The organism is Thermococcus peptonophilus, from assembly GCF_001592435.1.
Classification (GTDB): Archaea; Methanobacteriota_B; Thermococci; order Thermococcales; family Thermococcaceae; genus Thermococcus; species Thermococcus peptonophilus.
In genome coordinates this window covers 1274802-1294432 of record NZ_CP014750.1, presented here as the reverse complement: position 1 = coordinate 1294432, position 19631 = coordinate 1274802, and the positions used below count along the sequence as shown (strand labels likewise).

At 51.5% G+C, this 19631-nt stretch carries 21 protein-coding genes and 2 tRNA genes; 9 read left to right on the top strand and 14 right to left on the bottom strand.

Annotated elements, in window-relative coordinates; genetic code table 11:
- Window positions 1-40 precede the first annotated feature (40 nt).
- Window positions 41-178, top strand: coding sequence for a hypothetical protein (locus A0127_RS10605; RefSeq protein WP_197463566.1), 138 nt, complete (start codon window positions 41-43; stop codon window positions 176-178).
- On the opposite strand, the gene A0127_RS06880 is transcribed toward A0127_RS10605, so the two are convergent.
- Together A0127_RS06880 and A0127_RS06875 are read right to left on the bottom strand one after the other, a co-directional pair.
- Window positions 163-747 carry a HemK2/MTQ2 family protein methyltransferase gene (locus A0127_RS06880; RefSeq protein ID WP_062389684.1) on the bottom strand — a complete coding sequence of 195 codons (585 nt, stop codon included), beginning with the start codon at window positions 745-747 and terminating at the stop codon, window positions 163-165. The genes A0127_RS10605 and A0127_RS06880 overlap by 16 nt on opposite strands.
- 23 nt (window positions 748-770) lie before the next feature.
- Window positions 771-1292, bottom strand: coding sequence for a flavin reductase family protein (locus tag A0127_RS06875; protein WP_062389682.1), 522 nt, complete (start codon window positions 1290-1292; stop codon window positions 771-773).
- Between the two features lie 244 nt (window positions 1293-1536).
- On the opposite strand from A0127_RS06875, the gene A0127_RS06870 reads away from it, so the two are divergent.
- Window positions 1537-2811, top strand: coding sequence for a S8 family peptidase (locus tag A0127_RS06870; RefSeq protein WP_062389679.1), 1275 nt, complete (start codon window positions 1537-1539; stop codon window positions 2809-2811).
- A 67-nt stretch (window positions 2812-2878) separates the two neighbouring features.
- Here the strand turns inward: A0127_RS06870 and A0127_RS06865 are convergent, their stop codons facing one another.
- A complete protein-coding gene (locus A0127_RS06865; protein ID WP_062389676.1) occupies window positions 2879-4051 on the bottom strand; it encodes a nicotinate phosphoribosyltransferase in 1173 nt (390 codons plus the stop codon).
- A gap of 91 nt (window positions 4052-4142) precedes the next feature.
- Window positions 4143-5042, bottom strand: coding sequence for an MBL fold metallo-hydrolase (locus tag A0127_RS06860; RefSeq protein ID WP_062389673.1), 900 nt, complete (start codon window positions 5040-5042; stop codon window positions 4143-4145).
- Window positions 5043-5168: 126 nt separating this feature from the next.
- On the opposite strand from A0127_RS06860, the gene A0127_RS06855 reads away from it, so the two are divergent.
- On the top strand, window positions 5169-5636 hold the full coding sequence (locus A0127_RS06855) for a hypothetical protein (RefSeq protein ID WP_054841094.1): 468 nt from the start codon (window positions 5169-5171) through the stop codon (window positions 5634-5636).
- 9 nt (window positions 5637-5645) lie between these two features.
- On the opposite strand, the gene gltA is transcribed toward A0127_RS06855, so the two are convergent.
- Both gltA and A0127_RS06845 read right to left on the bottom strand, forming a co-directional pair.
- Entirely contained in the window at window positions 5646-7094 is a 1449-nt protein-coding gene (gene gltA / locus A0127_RS06850; protein ID WP_062389670.1) for an NADPH-dependent glutamate synthase, read from the bottom strand.
- Window positions 7095-7949 (bottom strand): sulfide/dihydroorotate dehydrogenase-like FAD/NAD-binding protein, encoded by an 855-nt coding sequence (locus A0127_RS06845; RefSeq protein WP_062389668.1) that lies wholly within the window; start codon window positions 7947-7949, stop codon window positions 7095-7097.
- A gap of 203 nt (window positions 7950-8152) precedes the next feature.
- Here A0127_RS06845 and A0127_RS06840 point away from each other — a divergent pair, with 203 nt between their 5' ends.
- A complete protein-coding gene (locus A0127_RS06840; RefSeq protein WP_062389665.1) occupies window positions 8153-8938 on the top strand; it encodes a 4-phosphopantoate--beta-alanine ligase in 786 nt (261 codons plus the stop codon).
- Between the two features lie 110 nt (window positions 8939-9048).
- Here the strand turns inward: A0127_RS06840 and A0127_RS06835 are convergent, their stop codons facing one another.
- The 4 genes from A0127_RS06835 to A0127_RS06820 form a co-directional block, all read right to left on the bottom strand.
- Complete coding sequence (locus A0127_RS06835) at window positions 9049-9870, bottom strand: cysteine synthase family protein (RefSeq protein WP_062389662.1); 822 nt, start codon at window positions 9868-9870, stop codon at window positions 9049-9051.
- A gap of 267 nt (window positions 9871-10137) precedes the next feature.
- Window positions 10138-10869 carry a helix-turn-helix domain-containing protein gene (locus tag A0127_RS06830; RefSeq protein ID WP_062390877.1) on the bottom strand — a complete coding sequence of 244 codons (732 nt, stop codon included), beginning with the start codon at window positions 10867-10869 and terminating at the stop codon, window positions 10138-10140.
- Between the two features lie 608 nt (window positions 10870-11477).
- A tRNA-Ile gene (locus tag A0127_RS06825) sits at window positions 11478-11555 on the bottom strand.
- Between the two features lie 13 nt (window positions 11556-11568).
- Window positions 11569-11646: transfer RNA gene (locus A0127_RS06820), tRNA-Glu, on the bottom strand.
- Between the two features lie 409 nt (window positions 11647-12055).
- Here A0127_RS06820 and A0127_RS06815 point away from each other — a divergent pair.
- Complete coding sequence (locus A0127_RS06815; RefSeq protein ID WP_062389659.1) at window positions 12056-14044, top strand: S8 family serine peptidase; 1989 nt, start codon at window positions 12056-12058, stop codon at window positions 14042-14044.
- Window positions 14045-14087: 43 nt separating this feature from the next.
- On the top strand, window positions 14088-15842 hold the full coding sequence (locus A0127_RS06810) for a prenyltransferase/squalene oxidase repeat-containing protein (RefSeq protein WP_062389656.1): 1755 nt from the start codon (window positions 14088-14090) through the stop codon (window positions 15840-15842).
- Here the strand turns inward: A0127_RS06810 and A0127_RS10745 are convergent.
- Genes A0127_RS10745 through bpsA form a run of 3 tightly spaced genes read right to left on the bottom strand, consistent with a single transcriptional unit; the run spans window position 15811 to window position 17553 of the window.
- Window positions 15811-16269: a hypothetical protein gene (locus tag A0127_RS10745; protein WP_231855743.1), complete on the bottom strand. Its 459-nt coding sequence runs from the start codon at window positions 16267-16269 to the stop codon at window positions 15811-15813. The genes A0127_RS06810 and A0127_RS10745 overlap by 32 nt on opposite strands.
- Window positions 16155-16520, bottom strand: a complete 366-nt coding sequence (locus A0127_RS10740) for a nucleotidyltransferase domain-containing protein (RefSeq protein ID WP_231855742.1) — start codon at window positions 16518-16520, stop codon at window positions 16155-16157. Before A0127_RS10740 ends, A0127_RS10745 begins: the two co-directional genes overlap by 115 nt.
- Window positions 16498-17553 (bottom strand): N(4)-bis(aminopropyl)spermidine synthase, encoded by a 1056-nt coding sequence (gene bpsA, locus A0127_RS06800; protein WP_062389653.1) that lies wholly within the window; start codon window positions 17551-17553, stop codon window positions 16498-16500. The genes A0127_RS10740 and bpsA overlap by 23 nt, the downstream gene beginning before the upstream one ends.
- A gap of 108 nt (window positions 17554-17661) precedes the next feature.
- Here bpsA and A0127_RS06795 point away from each other — a divergent pair, with 108 nt between their 5' ends.
- The 3 genes from A0127_RS06795 (at window position 17662) to A0127_RS06785 (ending at window position 19322) form a co-directional block, all read left to right on the top strand.
- Window positions 17662-18402, top strand: coding sequence for a hypothetical protein (locus A0127_RS06795; protein WP_062389650.1), 741 nt, complete (start codon window positions 17662-17664; stop codon window positions 18400-18402).
- A gap of 62 nt (window positions 18403-18464) precedes the next feature.
- Window positions 18465-18998 carry a metal-sulfur cluster assembly factor gene (locus tag A0127_RS06790; protein ID WP_062389647.1) on the top strand — a complete coding sequence of 178 codons (534 nt, stop codon included), beginning with the start codon at window positions 18465-18467 and terminating at the stop codon, window positions 18996-18998.
- Window positions 18999-19130: 132 nt separating this feature from the next.
- Window positions 19131-19322, top strand: a complete 192-nt coding sequence (locus A0127_RS06785; protein ID WP_054841090.1) for a ferredoxin — start codon at window positions 19131-19133, stop codon at window positions 19320-19322.
- Between the two features lie 132 nt (window positions 19323-19454).
- On the opposite strand, the gene A0127_RS06780 is transcribed toward A0127_RS06785, so the two are convergent.
- Entirely contained in the window at window positions 19455-19628 is a 174-nt protein-coding gene (locus A0127_RS06780; protein ID WP_054841089.1) for a 30S ribosomal protein S27ae, read from the bottom strand.
- Window positions 19629-19631: the final 3 nt, after the last annotated feature.

The following is a 19631-nucleotide window of genomic DNA, read 5'->3' as shown; positions in this document are numbered from 1 at the left end:
CTGCGAAAGGTTTAAAAGCAGTTTCCACCTTTTTTTCTCCATGTTCGAGAGAATAAAACCAACTGGAGAGCTGAAAGCAAGGGAGATTAAAATTGACTTTTTCGAGGACGATGCCAGCGACGCCGAAAAACCGAAGGTAAAACTCCTTCACGAGATCAAGCGCTACTCCCTGGCATAAGCGTTTATCAGCACGATATCTTCAAAGAAGATGTGCTTCTTAGCCACAATTCTCGCAGTTAGTCTCGCTTTTTCCAGCCTTCTGAGGGTCTCTTCCACTCCGGTTATTGAACTCTGGACTATCTGAACCACTCCTCCCGGCTTTAGATAACTGGGAACATCATCTATGAACCTGTCGAGAACATCCCTGCCGCTTTCACCACCAACGAGGGCGAGGTCTATCGGCTCTTCAGGCTCGCCGGGCAGGTAAGGAGCGTTGAAAGTTATAACGTCAAACTTGCCCGAGACGTTATCAAAAAGGTCGCTGAGTCGAAATTCGACGTTGGTTATGCCGTTTATCCTCGCGTTTTCTTTTGCAAGCTCGACGGCTATGGGATTGATGTCTACTCCCAGAACCCAGCGGGCCTTCCTTGCCATGAGCAGGGCTATTATTCCCGTTCCCGTACCCATATCGAGGGCGATGTCCCCTTCCTTGACCGCAAGGTTCTCTGAAAGCAGGAAAGTATCCTCAGCGGGTTCATACACCTGGGGGTGGAGCTTTATCCTGAGGCCTCGGTACTCAAGGAACATAGTTGGAAAAAGAATGCGGGAAGTTAAAGCCTTTCCGTCGGCTTGTAGATGCGCTTCTCAAAGGTGACGAAGTCCGCCCAGGAAACGTGAGCGAGAAGCCCTACCTTAATGCTGACGCTCCTCGGACTGAAGACGCTCTCATAGTAGGTGTAGTCCACAACCTCACCGACGAAGAAGGTGTGGTCGCCGTAGTCCCTCGCATCAGCGACCCTGCACTCAATGTTGGCGGCAGCCTCCTTTATGCTTGGAACTGAGACCTTTTTTGATGGAACCAGTGTTATGTTCATCTCCCCCAGCTTTGAGGGGCCGCTTCTGGTTCCAGCGATCCAAACATCATCGAGCATTTTCAGGGTTGGTACACTGATCACGAACTCACCGTACTTCTTTATGAGCCTATGCGTGTACCTTTTTGGAGAAACGGCAACACCCACCATAAAGGGTCTGTGTGAAAGCACCGTGACCCAGTCTGCCGCCATGATGTTGGTCTCTTCATCCTTTCCTGAGACCACGAGATACGTCCGCATGGGGTACAGCAGACGGTACATCGGAATGCACCTCCCTTAGTTCACATCTGTTATAATCCCGTCTCAAACTTAAAACTTGATCTTACACATACAGTCAATATTATCCGGGAATAATTTGAGATATTGAACATTTTTTGCCAAAGTCCAGGTCAAAATGATGAATTTTTGAATTAGTATTGACAACAGTCCCAGAAGAAAAACAAAAAGCTTATTAGATGTTCTTGGATGTATTTTATTGCACACTTCAGAATGGAGGTGTCCATAGATGAGAAAAACAATTGCCCTGGTGCTGTCCATAGTATTGCTGGCGGCACTCTTTGCAGTTCCCGCGAGTGCAGAGGGCCAAAACAAAATAAGGGTCATTGTCAGCGTTGACAAGGCCAAGTTCAACCCGCACGAGGTTCTCGGGATAGGGGGACACATAGTCTACCAGTTTAAGCTTATTCCTGCTGTTGTCGTTGATGTTCCAGCCAATGCCGTTGGAAAGCTCAAGAAGATACCTGGCATCAAGAAGGTCGAGTTCGACCATCAGGCGGTTCTTCTCGGAAAGCCCGCTGGAGTCGGCAAACCCGGCTCATCCCAGCCAGCACAGACCATTCCATGGGGAATTGAACGCGTTAAGGCTCCCGAGACCTGGAGCATAACCGACGGCTCAAGCAACGGTGTCATTCAGGTTGCCGTTCTCGATACTGGCGTTGACTACGACCACCCCGACTTAGCTGACAACATAGCCTGGTGCGTTAGCACTCTCCAAGGCAGAGTTACAACGAATCCAGCCCAGTGCAAAGACTACAATGGCCACGGAACCCACGTCATCGGAACGATAGCTGCTCTTAACAACGACATCGGCGTTGTTGGAGTCGCTCCCGGAGTTCAGATTTATTCGATAAGGGTTCTTGACGCGAGCGGAAGCGGCTCTTACAGCGACATAGCCATAGGAATTGAGCAGGCCATACTCGGCCCTGATGGAGTTGCCGACAAAGACGGGGATGGGATAATCGCCGGTGACCCTGACGATGACGCAGCCGAGGTCATAAGCATGTCCCTTGGAGGTTCTACTGACGACAGCTACCTCCACGATATGATAATCCAGGCCTACAACGCAGGCATAGTCATTGTAGCCGCCAGCGGTAACGACGGTGCTTCCAGCCCAAGCTATCCTGCCGCTTATCCGGAGGTCATTGCCGTTGGCGCGATTGACAGCAACAATCAGGTTGCATCTTGGAGCAACCGCCAGCCCGAGGTAAGTGCCCCTGGTGTTGACATTCTCAGCACCTACCCGGACGACAGCTACAACACCCTCAGCGGAACCAGCATGGCCACCCCGCACGTGAGCGGTGTCGTTGCTCTCATACAGGCGGCCTACTACCAGAAGTACGGAAAGATTCTGCCAGTTGGAACCTTCGACGACATGAGCAAAGACACCGTGAGGGGAATCCTCCACATAACGGCTGATGACCTTGGAAGCCCAGGATGGGACGCCGACTACGGCTACGGTGTTGTCAGGGCCGATCTCGCTGTTCAGGCCACCCTGGGTTGATTTTTAAAACACTTCTTGCCCTTTTTAGTAACTTTTCACTTTCAAAGAAAAATGAGAGAAAAAATGCTCAATCGAGGCTCAAGTTGAATCTCCTCGCCTGCTCCAGAACGTACTCCCGTATCTCCCTCGCCTTTGGAAGTTCAGCAACGATTTCGCCGTTTTCTATGAGCGGTTTCAGGAGAGGTTCGACCTTAGCGCCGCAGACCGGGCACTTCTCAAGCTCCTTATCAGCGGGAACGCGGTGGTAGTGGCCGTTCTCACAGCGGTAGATCTGCTTCCTTCCGCTTAGCTTGCCGCGCTTCGTTATCGGCTTTCCTTCGACTTCCACGATATCAAGGGAAAAGTCAACCGGCTTTGCACTCGCTATTGCACTGCCCACACCAAAGGCATCGGCCATATCTGCCAGCTCCTTCAGGCTTTCCTCGTTCAGTCCTCCGCTGAGAAATATTTTGACGTGCTTGTACCCCCTTAAATCCAGCTCCCAGCGAACCTCCTCGACGATCTTTCTGAAGTTGCCCCTCCTCGAGCCAGGAGTGTCCAGTCTTACGGCGTTGAGCCTATCTCCAAGGGCCTCTGCCGCCATTAAAGCCTCGAACTTCTCGTCGCAGAGGGTATCAACAAGGGCCGTCCTCGGGACTTCCGGGGGCATGACCTCGTCATAGTACTTCCAAGCCTTCACCTGGTCGCCTATTGTTAAGATCAATGCGTGAGGCATCGTACCAACGGGCTTTTCGCCTATCATCTCCGCCCCCAGTACTCCTGAAACGCCGTCACACCCGCCGATGAAGGCCGAGCGGTCTATCATCGGGGCTATCGCTGGATGCATGTGCCTTATCCCGAAGGAGTAAACGGGTTTGAACTTTGCCGCTATCTTGACTCTGAGGGCGGCGGTGGCGATTCCGCTCGCCTGGCTGAGCATTCCGAGGAGGGCCGTCTCGTAGATGCCGAACTCGTCGTAGTAGCCCTCTATCTGCAGAACCGGCTCGTAGGGGTGGAATATCGTTCCTTCAGGCATCGCATAGACGTTCACCGGAAGGCCCTCGAGAAGCTTCGCGACCTCTTCTATCCCCGCTAAAACACCCCACTTCCAGCCGTGCGGAAGTGAAGTCGTTGAAACGTCGGCGAAGACCTTCTTCCTTATCCCCTTCTCGCGGAGGATTTTCTGGGTTCTAATAAAGTAAACGTCGGTCGTTTTACCGGCCCTTATATCCTCTTCATGAGCAATGTAGAAGTCTCTCATGGCTCTCACCTGAAGGATAATTGAACCGCTTTATATAAGGGGTTTTTGGTACTGAGCCCGCCAGGGTATGAAAGAACTGGGATCGGCGAGATTATAAACCGAAGGGAACCTCCACTTCCTCCCCATTTTCGATCTTGTGAAGTTCCTTTCTGTATGCTTCAAGCGGCCTATCTTCGACCTTAAGATAGCCGGCGAAGGTCTTTGGTCTCTTTTCAAGCTCGTCGAAGAACTTCGGATATCGTTTGTCCCTAACTATGTGGTGGTCGAGGATAACCTCAGCGTCCGTCTCGCGGATTATCTCGTTGAGGTTCTTAACTCCTGTCTCCCACGAACCAGCCGCCTTTGGACCGAGGTAGGTTGGCGGGCCTCCGGTTATGAGCAAATCCGGGTTCTTCTCGATTATCCACTCAACGGCCTTTCTGTTCAACAGCTGTATATCGCTGGCGTGGATTATTCTTTTGCTCCCGTCATCGATGAGAACCATGACAACGAAGCCAAGCTTTGATCCTTCGCTTCCATGCGGAACGGCTGGAGAGAATTCCAGCTTGATTCCCCCGAGGTCAAAGCTTTTTCCGTCAGCATACTCGATTTTCTTCGCTATAGGTTCGGCGTTCTTGAGGAAGGCCCACGCCCTCTTTCTCTGGCTGAAGTTGATGTTCTCGGTTGGATGCTTAATGAAGAGAATCTTTCCGGCGTAAATCTCCCTTGCGTACTCCTCACTGGAGCTCTCGTAGAGGCCTTCAAAAAACGGCGTATGGTGGTCGTAGTGGTAGTGGGAGATAGTCACGATGTCTGCCTTCCTCGCGTAGCCTTGCAGTTTCTTCCTCATCTGCTGGAGAGTCTTTAGCTCGATCTCCGCCGGTGAAAGTCCATAGCGCTTTGGCCCCAGGGCTACACCCGGGTCAATCAGTATCCTCAGCCCTCCAGCTTCAACGAAAGTCGCCAAGCTCCTAACACCAAGGCTTTCCGAGGCGAGAGGTATAATGCGCATTTTACACACCAATTGAACGTTGCCCTAAACCTTAATAAGTCCTCTCCGTTAGTGGACTTGACCGATGAGGAGTGTCATCCCTCCTGATGTCGAGATGATGACATTATCCCCACCTGAGGTGTTCCCATGCTTGGGCTGTTCAGGAAAAAGAAGGAAAAAACCGGACCGTTCGTTTATCTGAGCGAGCCTACCCTACTTTACAATACCAAAACGGAGAAGGCCATAGTTGAGATAATCCGTGAGAAGCTCAACACCGATAATATACTCATTCCCTCAAAGTACGGAATGAGGGATACCAGCAAATACATCCCCAAGGCGGACTACTTCGTCGCGATCGCTCCCCTCGGGAAGTTCACTTCTCTCGTCGGAAGGGAGGTCAAGATAGCTCTCGAACACGGCGTCAAAGTTTACACCCTCCTGATTGCACGGGAAGGAGACGAACTTGTTTACCTCTGGGTTGAGGGCGTTCCGGAGGACGTCGAGTGGCTCTCCCCTGAGGAGACGCTTGAGTTCACCAAAAGCTTCCTGAACAGCGAATTCATGGACTACCTCAAACACGGCCTTGTTTTCGGATCAAGAAAAAGGGAATGGTAAAGAAAAGGCTCAGGCGTTGGCCTTCTTCTTCGCCTGTACGTATTCGTGGATGACCTTCGCGGCCTTCTTTCCATCGCCCATAGCTAAGATGACAGTTGCCTCTCCTCTTATCGCATCTCCACCGGCAAAGACACCCGGTATGCTGGTCATGAGATTCTCATCCACAACAAGCGTTCCGTTCGGATTCGTCTTGAGGCCGGAAGTCTCGGTGATTATCCTGTTCGGCTCGAGACCGATTGCTATGATAACAGTATCCGCTTCAAGCGTTACGTACTCGCCGGTGCCAACTATCTTCCTCTTGCCCTTTGCGTCCCTCTCCTCAAGCGGCCTCATCTTCTCGAACTTGACTGCCTTGACCCTGCCGTTCTCGTCGCCTATGAACTCAACCGGCTGGAGGAAGAACTCGAACTTGACGCCCTCCTCCTCGGCGTGCTTGATCTCCTCGATACGAGCAGTCATGTCCTCCCTTCCACGGCGGTAGGCTATTGTCACCTCGCTTCCCAGCCTGAGGGCAGAGCGGGCGGCGTCCATCGCCGTGTTTCCGGCGCCGATGACTATCGTCTTCTTCCCTATGGCTATCGGCGTGTCGTATTCTGGGAACTCGTAGGCCTTCATGAGGTTGACCCTCGTGAGGAACTCGTTGGCCGAGTAAATCCTGTCGAGTAGTATTCCTGGAACGTTAAGGAGCTTGGGCGTTCCCGCTCCAGTTCCAATGAAGACGGCGTCATACTCCTGAAGGAGCTCCTCAATGGTGACAGTCCTTCCAACGACGTGGTCCGTCTTTATCTCGACTCCCAGGCGCTTGAGCTTGGCCAGCTCGTGGTCGAGTATCTCCTTCGGAAGCCTGAACTCAGGGATTCCGTAGGCGAGGACCCCCCCAGGCTTGTGGAGGGCCTCGAAGATGGTAACCTTGTAGCCCATCTTCGCGAGCTCTCCAGCGGCGGTGAGACCAGCTGGGCCTGCCCCAACGACGGCAACCTTTCCAAGTTCTCCCGTGCACTTCTCCTCGAACTCGCAGAGGAGTTCCTCCTCTATTCCGTGCTTCCTCGCGTAATCCGCCACAAACCTCTCCAGCTTGCCGATGTTAATCGGGTCTCCAACCTTGCCCATCACACAGACACCCTCACACTGGTCTTCCTGCGGACAGACCCTTCCGGTTACAGATGGCAGGGTGTTGTCGTTCCAGATTACCCTTAGAGCTTCTTTGACGGCCTTGTCCGGATCGTCGCGGTGCTCAACGAGCTTACTTATGAAGCCCGGAATGTTGATGTGAACGGGACAGCCCTTAATACACGGAGCGTACTCAACGGGACACTGCAAACAACGTTCAGCCTCCTTAACGGCAGAGGCGAAGTCGTAGCCGAGGTTCACCTCGACAAAGCTCTTTACCCTCTCTCCGACTGGAATCTCGGGGGTCGGAACTCTCTCCTTGATAAGCTTGGGCCTCTTCCTGGCCATTCAGATCACCCCCTTCTCCTTGAGCTTGGCGAGATATCTTTCCCTCGCAAGGGCCTGCTGCTCGGCAAAGCGGGAGTCTCTTCTTATCACGTCGTCCCAGTCCACCTTGTGGGCGTCGAACATTGGCCCGTCCCTGCAGGCAAACTTTACCTCACCGTCGTAGAGAATCCTGCACGAGCCGCACATCCCGGTTCCGTCCACCATTATCTGCCTCACTGTGGTTATTGTGGGAATGCCGTAGGGCCTAGTGAGTTCTGCGAGCTTCTTGAGGCTTCCAAGCTTTCCACCCGCGAAAACAATGTCAACCTTGTCCTGCTCAATCAACTCCTTTAGGACGTCAAGATAGTGGCCCTTCCTTCCAACGCTCCCGTCCTCGGTCGTTATGTAGAATTCATCGGCGACGGGCTTCGAGAGGAACTTCTCAGGATAGACGTGGTCTTTGGTCTCGAAGCTGTGGATTGCTATGGTGTAATTGCCGGCTTCCTTCATCGCCTTGAGGGTGGCGTAGCACTCGGCCTGGGCGCAGACGGCATCGGCGGCAAAAACAACGTTGCCGTAGTGTTTGACTTCAATTGGTTTCCCAAGCGGCCCGGCAACGCTCAGAAGCTCATCTCCAACCTGCTTCTCATACCAGAGCTTGAAGGTCGTGACGCCGTGGCGCCTTATGAACATGCCCACCCTTCCGGTATCCTCATCCGCATAGTAAACCGACATCGGCACCCTTTCGCCTTTCTCGTCCACGATGAGGACTAGGAACTGTCCCGGCTTCCAAGAGCGGGCCACGTGCGGCGCTTCCACCTCCATGAAGAAGTCTATCACCGAGAGGTTCTCCTTGGCTGTTATCTTATATCCCACAGTGCACCACCTCGAACACGTGATCAGATATGTTCACCATTAGTTTTGAACTCAAGGTTTATACGCTTTTTTTGAACCAAAGGTTTAGAACCCCCATTTCTGTCAGAAAAACCTTGAAAGGCCTTCTTTAAAGAAAGGAGAAAGCTCTATTTCGACAGGCAAGACTTTTTAGTTAGTTCAGCAGACTGTGAGCAGGTGATAGTATGGTGAACATCCCGAAGAGTCACCCACGCTACTGGAGCCTCTACTACCGTGAAAAAATAATAGAGGGGATGGAGAAGGGAATGACGGCCAAAGCCGGACTAATAGCTCACGGACGCGGAGAGGCCTTTGACTACCTTATCGGTGAGAAAACAATAGAGCCGGCTGAGAGGGCAATGAGGGCCGCCGTTGCGAAGTTCCTTCTGGCGGAGCATCCAGTAATCTCAGTGAACGGAAACGTCGCAGCTCTCGTTCCAAAGGAGACCATCGAGCTGGCAAAGGTCATCAACGCGAAGCTTGAGATAAACCTCTTCTACCGCACGGAGGAGAGAGTTAAGGCCATAGCAGAGGAGCTTAGGAAGTACGACCCAGAGATAGAGATACTCGGTATCAACCCGACGAAGAGAATTCCTGGCCTTGAGCACGAGCGCGGAAAGGTTGATGAAAACGGCATATGGAAGGCCGACGTGGTTCTTGTTCCCCTCGAAGACGGTGACAGAACGGAGGCACTTGTAAGAATGGGCAAGTTTGTCGTTACCGTTGACCTAAACCCCCTCTCAAGGAGCGCCAGGATGGCCGACATAACCATAGTGGACAACATCGTAAGGGCTTACCCAAGAATGATAGAGCTCGCGAGGGAGATGAAAGACTACAGCAGGGAAGAGCTCCTCAAGATCATAGAAGAGTACGACAACGGCAAGAACCTCAGCGATGTTCTGCTCCACATAAGGGACAGGCTAACGAAGCTGGCGGAAGAGGGGATATGGAGAAGGAAAGAACTTGAGTGAAGCTTTTTTCCTTTATTACCTTTTTGCTGTCAGCTTAAAAACATCCACTATGGCTATGATGCAAAATTAGAATGGAGTAAAGAAGAACAACCCGAGAAATAAGTTAAAACTCACTGATCCTCGCATAGGTATTTCTCAAACACCTCAACGTACTTAAACGCGTCGTCTGGAAATATCAGGATCGCCGTTCCGGAGTACTTGTCTCTAACCCTCTCAAAGGCACTGACCACGGCACCAGAGCTGAGGCCTATTAAGATGCCTTCCCTCCTGGCCACTTGGATGGACCCCTCAATCGCTTCCCTCTGTGTTACCTCGACGACCTCATCAATGCCAGCGTCAAAAAACCACTTAGGTTTTGTTTCGAGCCGTTTTATGCCAGGAATCTTCTCGCCCTTAGCAGGAATCACCCCGATGACTTTCGTATCGTAGCGCTCTTTGAAGTACTTCGCAATACCAGCTATGTGTCCAGAAGTCCCGACTCCAGCGATTATTACATCAGGGCTCGCTCCTATGCTCCTGAGCTGTTCGTCTATTTCCCTCGCCGTGTACCTGTGGTGGGCCTCAAAGTTGTCGTCGTTCTCGAACTGGTTCAGGTTCACTGCCCCCACTTTCTCTGCCTCATCCCTGACGAATTCAATCATCTCCCGGTCAATTACCTCAAAGTCTGTTTTCACGACCTCTGCTCCAAGGACTTTCAAAAGGCTCACTGTCGCTTTTGGAGTTGGTTTAGGTAGATAGGCCCTGAATTCAACGCCAAAAATGTTCGATATGGCTGCCATTGATATGCCGACGTTTCCGGAAGTCGCTTCAAAAAGCCGTCTGGTGCCGTTGATGTCCCCGCGCTTCAGAGCGTTCATCACGAGGTTAAAAACAGCCCTGTCCTTTATGCTCCTGCTGAAGGGGTTAAAGAACTCTAACTTCGCAAAATACATCCCCCCTCTCGTCCGAAAGGGAAAGCCTGAGCAGGGGGGTCGGTTTGTACTTCTCAAAGAGTTCTATTGGGTTTTTAAAGACGTTCATCTGAGACCACCACAGGGGTATGGCTTTAGGACGTTATAAATGTTTTGTTTCTGACAATATTACTCAAATATGCGTATTGAATGAGTTCGGTGAAACCAAATAGGTGTTTGATTAAGGAGGTTCACCTGACAATGATTATCAAAAGATTCCGGGAAGAGCAAAAGATGGACAAAAGTCATCTAAAACTCCTTTTCAGTTTTCTCGACCAGCTTCCTGAGGCCGTTGATGAGTTCGTTCTCACTTGAGGCCTTCGATACCACAAGAGGAATCCTTTCACGCTCGGCAAGTTTAACTGCCAGCTCGTCGAGCTTTTTGACGCCGTGTAGCACTATCACGGCCGGCTTAAGGCCCTGGACGCGGACTGCTATCATGGGGCTCCTGCCGGTGGTCACCTTTGTAAACACCAGCGCCCTCTCGGTCGTCCAGCCGTAGAGCTTAAGGAACTCCTCGCTGCTCATCTCAAGGATTGCCCGTATGCTGTCCACTACGGTGTAGCCGTATATCTTTCTGTCAAGAAGGTCGTGGTTTGCAGCAACCTCACCTTTAACGGCCTCGACAACTTCCTTTATCGGAACTGGAACTGCAAACTCACGAATATCGAGAATAGCATCCGTCGGGAGCTCACCCTCAATCGTCTTACTAAAGGCTCTTATGACGTTGCCACCCCTCCTCTCGTCTATCTCAAGGAGGGCCTCAACAAATTTTCTTATTGTCGAGGCGCCGGGGCTTTTTCTCCTCCCACCCTCATAGTCGCTAATGACTGAAGATGAAACTCCTAGATAGTCAGCAAGTTCAGTTTGACTTATGCCGAAGATCTCGCGCCATTTCCTCATTGTCTTGCCGGGGTCAGAAGAAAGGGTTATCTCACCCGCGATTCTCTTGGCAAGGGCTTCCTTTTCTTTCTCCAGCATAATCATTGCTAACTCTAAGAGATTATAAGTCTTTCGGCAATTGCAGAAAGAAGATAATGGCCAGCTGGCACGACTGCACAAAGGGATAGACCAATTTGTAAAGAAATTCTCTGCTCAAAGGAAGCTTTTGGAAAAATCTTGAATGTCCTCGAAAATTGGCTGTGGATTGGGATTCTCGCAATGAATAGGCAGAGAAGTGTGGATTTTCTTGTTTTTAACGCCCTTTAAGCGTTATATTGTGAGTAAACCCCTCTAAAACTGCTAGTTAGTTATGAGAATCACTGGAAACTCAGCAATCTAAAAGGACATTCCCTCTTTGGTGAAACTTTTGCCCTTCAAGCTTTTTCAAAAAGCTTGACCAAAAGTGCGCCCTTCTTGTTTAGCTCGCGTGTTGAGACGTATGCCTCCAAAAAGGCAGCTCACGTGGGTTTAAGCTCGAAACTTCCTCACTACTTTTGATTTCAAACTTTCTTTTAGCGCTCTTCGAGCGCTATACTGTGAGAAAATCCTGTAAATCTAGCAACTCGATAAGTAAACCCACTTAAAAACTAGCTTGTTAGAATCGCATACTAGCTTTCCACCAGCGCTTTCGCAAGAAAGGACTGTTATGGTGGGCCCGCGGGGCTTCGAACCCCGGACCTCCCGCTTATCAGGCGGGCGCTCTGACCAGGCTGAGCCACGGGCCCGCGAGAAAGGTTTTGGTGCCCCGGCCGGGATTTGAACCCGGGTCGCGGGATCGAGAGTCCCGCATGATTGACCGGGCTACACCACCGGGGCGCGTCCGAGATTAGAGCAGAGGGAGGGTTTATAAACTTTTCGGATTGCTGAGTACTAAATTGATGCCCCTGTTGTAGCACGTTTATGTTCTTTAACTTAATGTTCTGTTTTGAGTATTTTAATTCAACTTTATTTTATCCCATTTTGCATTTGTTTTTCTTTGGATACTATTGTAATCTTTAAATTGTCACATAACGTCAGATAATCCCGAACAAACACGTCAGTTCCCTATATTGAACATTCTCAAAACGCTACTCGAATAACAGTCAATATTAAGAAATGTATAACCTTTTGAACGTTCTTTTTGAGATTTTAGATAATACACAATGTTGCGCAAGACTTATAATCAAAGACCGAACACATTCTAGGATGCCCATATAAGGGCGTCCAAGAATATGGAGGTGTCACAATGAAGAAGTTTGGAGCGGTAGTGCTGGCCCTGTTCCTTGTTGGTCTTATGGCAGGCAGTGTCCTTGCAGCCCCCCAGAAGCCGGCAGTTCGCAATGTTCCCCAGCAGAAGAACTACGGTCTTCTCACCCCAGGCCTCTTCAAGAAAGTCCAGAGGATGAACTGGAATCAGGAAGTTAGCACAATCATAATGTTCGACAACCCGGCCGACAAGGAGAAGGCCATTAGGATACTCAACCTTCTCGGCGCCAAGATCAAATACAACTACCACATTATACCTGCCCTTGCAGTCAAGATAAAGGTGAAGGACCTCCTTATAATTGCAGGCCTTATGGATACCGGCTACTTTGGAAATGCACAGCTCTCAGGTGTCCAGTTCATCCAGGAGGACTACAAGGTTCAGGTTGCTGTTGACACCGAGGGCCTCGACGAGTCCGCTGCCCAAGTCATGGCCACCAACATGTGGAACCTCGGCTACGACGGTTCTGGAATAACCATCGGTATCATCGACACCGGTATCGACGCTTCCCACCCAGACCTCCAGGGTAAGGTTATCGGATGGGTTGACTTCGTCAACGGAAAGACCACTCCCTACGACGACAATGGCCACGGAACCCACGTCGCTTCGATAGCCGCTGGAACCGGTGCGGCAAGCAACGGCAAGTACAAGGGTATGGCCCCCGGTGCCAAGCTCGTTGGCATTAAGGTTCTCGGTGGAGACGGAAGCGGTAGCATCTCCGACATCATCAATGGTGTCGACTGGGCGGTCCAGAACAAGGACAAGTACGGAATAAAGGTCATCAACCTTTCCCTCGGCTCGAGCCAGAGCTCCGACGGTACCGACTCCCTCAGCCAGGCCGTTAACAATGCCTGGGACGCTGGAATAGTTGTCTGCGTTGCCGCTGGAAACAGCGGGCCGGACAAGTACACCGTCGGCTCACCGGCAGCGGCAAGCAAGGTCATAACCGTCGGTGCGGTTGACAAGTACGACGTCATAACCGACTTCTCAAGCCGCGGCCCGACCGCCGACAACAGGCTCAAGCCTGAAGTGGTCGCTCCGGGCAACTGGATTATAGCAGCTCGCGCCAGCGGAACCCAGCTCACCGACGTCACCATCGGCGACTACTACGTTGCCGCCCCCGGAACCTCTATGGCAACCCCGCACGTCGCAGGTATCGCCGCCCTTCTTCTCCAGGCCCACCCGGACTGGACTCCCGACAAGGTCAAGAAGGCTCTCATTGAGACCGCTGACATAGTCAAGCCCGATGAGATAGCGGACATCGCCTACGGTGCCGGTAGGGTGAACGCCTACAAGGCTGCACACTACGACAGCCTCTCCAAGCTCACCTTCACTGGCTCTGTTGCTGACAAGGGAAGCCAGAGCCACCAGTTCACGATAAGCGGGGCTTCATTCGTCACGGCAACGCTCTACTGGGACAACAGCGGAAGCGACATTGACCTCTACCTCTACGACCCGAACGGAAACGAGGTCGACTACTCCTATACAGCCTACTACGGCTTCGAAAAGGTCGGCTATTACAACCCGACTGACGGCACCTGGACGATAAAGGTCGTCAGCTACAGCGGCTCAGCTAACTACCAGGTTGATGTCGTCAGCGACGGAACCCTAGGCCAGCCAAGCGGTGGAGGAAGTGAGCCAGCTCCGAGCCCCTCACCACAGCCGAGCGTCAACGAGAAGACCTTCACAGGCACAGTCAGCTACCACGATTACAACGTCCACCAGATGACCGTCAACAGCGGCGCAACCAAGATAACCGGCGACCTTACCGGAAGCAGCTACGACGACCTCGACCTCTACCTCTACGACCCGAACCAGAACCTAGTTGACCGCTCCGAGAACTACGGCTCAAGCGAGCACGTTGAGTACAGCAATCCAGCTCCGGGAACCTGGTACTTCCTTGTCTATGCCTACGACACTTACTACTACAGCGCCAACTACCAGCTCGACGTCAAGGTCTACTACGGGTGAAGTCTTTTAACCCTCTCTTCTTTTCTTCCTTGAGGTGGTTGGAATGAAAAAGGTTCTCGCTACCATACTAATTGTGGGCTTTATGCTCTCGCTTATCTCCTCACCCCTCGTTGTTTCGGCTGAAATCAGACCATACGTTTACGAGCCGACCGTTCCGGACACAGCCTTCGCAATTATCGCCCTTTACAAGATGGGTGATTACGATAAGGTTCTTGAAGGGTGTGAATGGCTTATGGCCATTAGAACGCCCTTCGACTCCTGGGGCTACGCCTACGGCGAGGATCACGAGGCCAAATACACAGCCATGGCAATAATGGCACTCATCAGAGGGGAGAGCATAGCAAACGGCCGCTACAGAGACGTTATCAACAGCGCCGCCTATTGGCTCATATACAAGCAGAAGGCTGACGGCTCCTGGAACGACTACCTTGATGCCGCTATGGCCGCTATAGCCCTGAGGGAGCTCCTTAAGAGCAAATACGTTGAAGAGAACATGACTGGCCTCGAAGAACAGCTTCGGGAAGGCTTGAACAGAGCACTTGGCTGGCTTCAGGTTAATGAACCAGAAAACGACGTGGAGAGAATATTCCGGGACATTGCGCTTGGGGATAAAGATGACCTTGAGAAGCTTACTGTCGAGGGTGAATTGAAGGCCTACAAAGCCTTTGCACTCGCTTACCTTGGAGAAAAGGTCTCACTGGAAGGGAACTTCTTCTCGCCGATGGCCGTTGCGATGGCGCTTTATGCGACAGGAAATGAAAAGTACAGGGAAGAGCTCCTTAATATGGAGCATTTCGGCTTCTGGGGGAAGCTCCACTACCGCGTCCTCGATCTGCTCGACGTCTCTCAGATCACCGGCTTTGGAGAACTTAGGGAGATCGCCTGCCCGTATCTGGACAAGATTCCCGCCACTGAAGAGTGGCAGAAAGCGGTTTATGCCCACTACTTTGTCCTCTGCTCAAAAGAGCCGGAGCTCCCTGAGAACTACAGTGCTCTCCTCCCCTGGCAGGTGGCAGAAGTTGCGAGGATAAAGGCCCTTCTCGGGAAACCATACAACGACGCGGTTGGGTATCTCATCTCCACATCAAATAATGGAACCTGGAAGGACTTTTACAACACTGCCTACGTCGTCTGGGTGCTTAAGAGCCTCAACGTTTCCTACGACTACGAAAAGTCCCTCCACTATCTTTCGGCTAATCTCACGTGGATGCTGAACGAAAAGAATCCAAAGACAGGGGAGCCGCTTTACTACTCGATACCGACTTACTACTTCTCGCAGGCAGCCATCGTCTTCAGTCAGTTCGGTATGAGCAAAGAGCTAAATGAAACCCTCAAAGTCCTAAGGGAGCGGCAATATCCTAATGGCGCCTTCGCCTATACTCACCAGTCGGTGACGGGAATAACGACTACCGCTCGCGTTGTCTGGAACCTCGAGATAGCCGGCTTAACCAACACCGAGCTTTACAGAAAGGGCGTTGACTTTCTCAGGAAGGTGCTCTACGCCGAGATTCCAGAGGTAAAGCCAGAGATGGCCAACACGACGTTTCTCATGGTGAAGGACGGAAGATACGTCGGTAACACCACGGGGAGAGTGAATCCAACTGGACTTGATGGGTACGTGGCTATTTACCCCTCAAAGAATCCCTTAATGATAAAGGCTGTCGCCGTGGAGGGCTTCAGGGCGGAGAGTCCATGGAGAACGGGGAATACCAAATACGTTGTCATCGTGCTAGTGGTAGGCGCGCTGTTCCTGGCAATGTACGGCATCATATGGTTCGAGAACCGGCGGAAGAAGTGAGGAACTTTTCTTTTATCCACTCAACTCTTTTTGTTATAAATTCCCTCAGGAACTCTTCTGGAAAGGGTATCTTTCTTCCGTTTAGATAAGCTCTGTAGATTTTAATGGCATCTTTGTCTCCGATTTGCTCCAGTGTTCTCACAACGTCATCTTTCCTAAGGCTTGAACCGTTGAGGTACGCCATCAGCCGTGCCACTTCTCCCGCCTGTATGTGCATCATCTTGAGGTTTCCTTTGAACTTCTCCAGGCCGTTGAGAACCCCATTGAGCCTCGCAGGAAGGAGATCTTCGAGCGAATACTCGGGGAGGTATTCTACGACCTCATTGCCCAGGATGACGACGTGATTTTCCCTGAAGTCGGTCTGATAAATCGTGAGGAACTTGTACGGATAGCCAACCTGAGAGGATCTTTTAGGTTTGAGAGCCATTCCCAGGCAATGTCGACCTCAACTGGGTTAAACGGAGCCGAACACTCTTCGAGAACAGGGCTTAATCTTGAGATGACTGTGTCTGGATCAGCCTCGTCTTCCAGAACTACGAAAAAGTCAATGTCGCTTGTTCCAGGGACAAAATCTCCCCTCACGAGGGAGCCGTAGAGAATGAGGGAGTGGAGGCCGGGAACCCGGCCGATTTTTCGCTGGATGCACTCAATTAGCTCAGGTAGTTGATGCTTCCTCATCGTTGTATAGCTCGTCCCCAACGGTTATCTCGTCCTCGAAGCCTCTCGAGCCCTCAAGGGTCTGAATTCTGAACATGTAACTCTTGTACCAGTTGTAGCTCGGCTTGACCTTTATCGGGAGCAGTCTCCAGGCCCTCGTCTCCTCGACATAGCCCCAATTCACGTACTCGTTGAAGTTCCTGATGATATCGGTTATAACGACGCCAAACTCGTTGAGGAGAACCTTTTGAATCTCCCTCCACTTGTCGAGGGAGCTCTCGCGCCTCGTTATCCCGAAGTAGCCAGCGCATCCAGGCCCCTTGAGGGTCGCTATGCCCCTTCCGACGAACGAGCGGATTGCGTGGACGGTCTCGGGCGGGTCTGTGATAAAGGTGTCGAACTTGTGGAGCGCGTAGTCAGGGAGCGGCTTCCTGAGGTCGAAGGTGAATATCTCGATGTTCTCGTAGCCTATCTCGTCGGCAGCCTTCTCAATGAACTTTGTGAGCCTCTCATCTATGTCGAGGACGGCTATCCTCTTCGGGAGACCGCTGAGCATCAGAGCGACGCTTGTGAGGTCGTCATCTCCTAGGACAAAAACCTCCTTGTTCTCAAGGTCACCCCTGCTGTGCATGAGGGCAACTCTGGCAACGGTGGTCTCCGGGGTAACGTAAGCCTGGTCGAACTGGTGTACAGGCTCAGGCCTGTCCTTCGTTATCTCCTTGAACTCCTCGAGGAGCTCGGAGAAAGCATCGAGCTCAACAGTTCTTCCCTGGCAGTGGGAGCAGGTGTAGTCTGCCCTCGGGCCGATTCCATACTTCCCAACCAGCTCCTTGCCCTTCCTCGTGAGGATGACCTGGTTGTTCTCAAAGGCCACATAACCAAGCTCGTAGAGGGCCGTAACAATGGCAACGACGAGAGGAAGCGGCTCCTCGCTGAGGTCGACAACCCTCCAGACGTCACCGCTGGTCTGAATGGCACTTAGAACGTTCTCTATCGTCCTCTCGTAAACGGGAATGGTCGTCTTTTCCCTGACCCTCTCAATTATCTCCTTCATCTCTCACACCTCCAGAAGGATTTTCGGCCTGTAAAAGAAGCTCGTAAAGGCCCCTTTTAAGGGTTTTCCCGCCGGCAGATTTTAAAGTCAAGTCCCGAACTTAACCCCATGCTGAAGCCGGTTGGAGGAGACTTCGTGAAGAGGTACCGCCTGGAGTACAACTTTGAGGCACTTGAACGGGTTAGAGGAGAAATTAGTGAGATTACTTACTCCCGCCTAAAAGCCCTGATAGAGTATCGCCTGACCGGAAAGGACTTTGACCGCTCTCCTATTGGGACGAAGGTTGCCGTTGCTTTTTCTGCAGGCTCAGACAGCACCGCCACTTTAAAGGTACTCCGATGGGCTGGTTTCGATGTTGTTCCAATAACTGCAAAACTCCCCCAGATGGGTGAAAAGACTCTCGAAAAAGCCCGGAGTTATGGGACTGTTTTCATCGAAATTCCGGAATATTTGGATATCATACGGCCCCAGATTGAAAAGGGCGCTCCAATCTGCGGCCGATGTCACGCTCTTGTGATGGATGCAGTTGAAGGATATGCCAGAAGGAACGGGATAAAGATAGTCGCCTCCGGGGACATGCTCAGCTCTGGCCTGATTTCAATCTACCGAAAAGGTGATCTTGTAATTCTTAACTTCCCGGCGTTTCTGGCACTGGACAAAGCTGAGATTATCGAGATAATTGGTGGGAGCTACGAGCTGAGGTTCGGCTGTCCGCTCCTCTGGGAACTGTTCAGAAAAGCCCCGTCTACAAAGAGGCTTTCCATCCAGAGGGTTCTGAGGGAAACGAGGGCAAGGGCATTGACGCCCGGGATGGCTAGGGAACTGATACTCGACATCCTCGCCCGCTGAGTACCCATTCCTGTCCCAAAAGGTTTAAATGTGTATTCTCAAAGGCTTTTCAGGTGGTGTTTATGGTCACGAAAGAAGATGTTGAGAAGGTAGTTAAGTCCATAGTTGATGAGAAGTTTATCCGCTCAATCGAGGTCGATGAGAAGGGGAACGTCACAGTCACGCTGGCAAAGGACACTCCCGATATTGACAACGTCCTGATAAAGCTCCACTCCGAGATTGGAAAGCTCGAGGGTGTCGGTTTGATCACCGTAAACCGCGAGAGGGGCATTAAAGAGGCCCCAGATAACGTCCAGCTTACCGAGGAAATGATCCTTGAGAAGCTCAAAGAGGTCATTGACCCTGAAATAGGGCTTGACGTTGTCAACCTGGGCCTTATCTACGACCTCAAGGTCAACCCGGACAACACAGTTTACGTTAAGATGACGATGACGACTCCCGGTTGCCCACTTACCATGTGGATTCTCAGGGCCGTTGAGGACAAGATACTGGAGATTCCAGGAGTTAAGGACGCGGAAATTGAACTTACCTTTGATCCGCCGTGGACTCCCGACAGGATAAGCCCAGAGTATAAAAAGAAGCTGGGTCTTTACTGACCCCTTTGGCTTCTTTTTGTTCATTGAAGAACCTTTTGAGGGTTGTTTACTCTCTTTTACTCCTATCGACAGGTTTCTCCCCTACGAAAACTTTATATTCCTCCCGGTTCATCTAATCCCGGTGATGTTCCCATGGCGTGGAAGGTTACAGTTGACCAGGACACCTGCATTGGAGATGCCATCTGTGCAAGCCTCTGCCCGGACGTCTTTGAGATGGGCGACGACGGCAAGGCCCACCCGATAGTTGAGACCACCGACCTCGAGTGCGCCCAGGAGGCCGCCGAGGCCTGCCCGGTCGGCGCTATCACCCTCGAAGAGGTCTGAACCCGTTTCTTCTGTTCTTCTCTTTCCTTGTTGTGATAATGTCTATTGATTAAACGCTTCGTAGAGATAAGCTTCTCAGAAACATGAATCAGAAGAATTTCCGTAATAATCGGGAGAAGAAAAAGAGAAGGATCACTTCTTCCACTCGGTGTAACCACATCTTCCGCAGGACCAGCGATCCTTGTGGTTGGCCATGAAGACACCCGGCCCACAGCGCGGGCAGAACTTGTTCTTTCTTATGACCTTACCACCCTTAACCTCGTAGAGCTTCCACTTCTGGCTGGTTCTCTTCTTACCCTTGGCCATCTA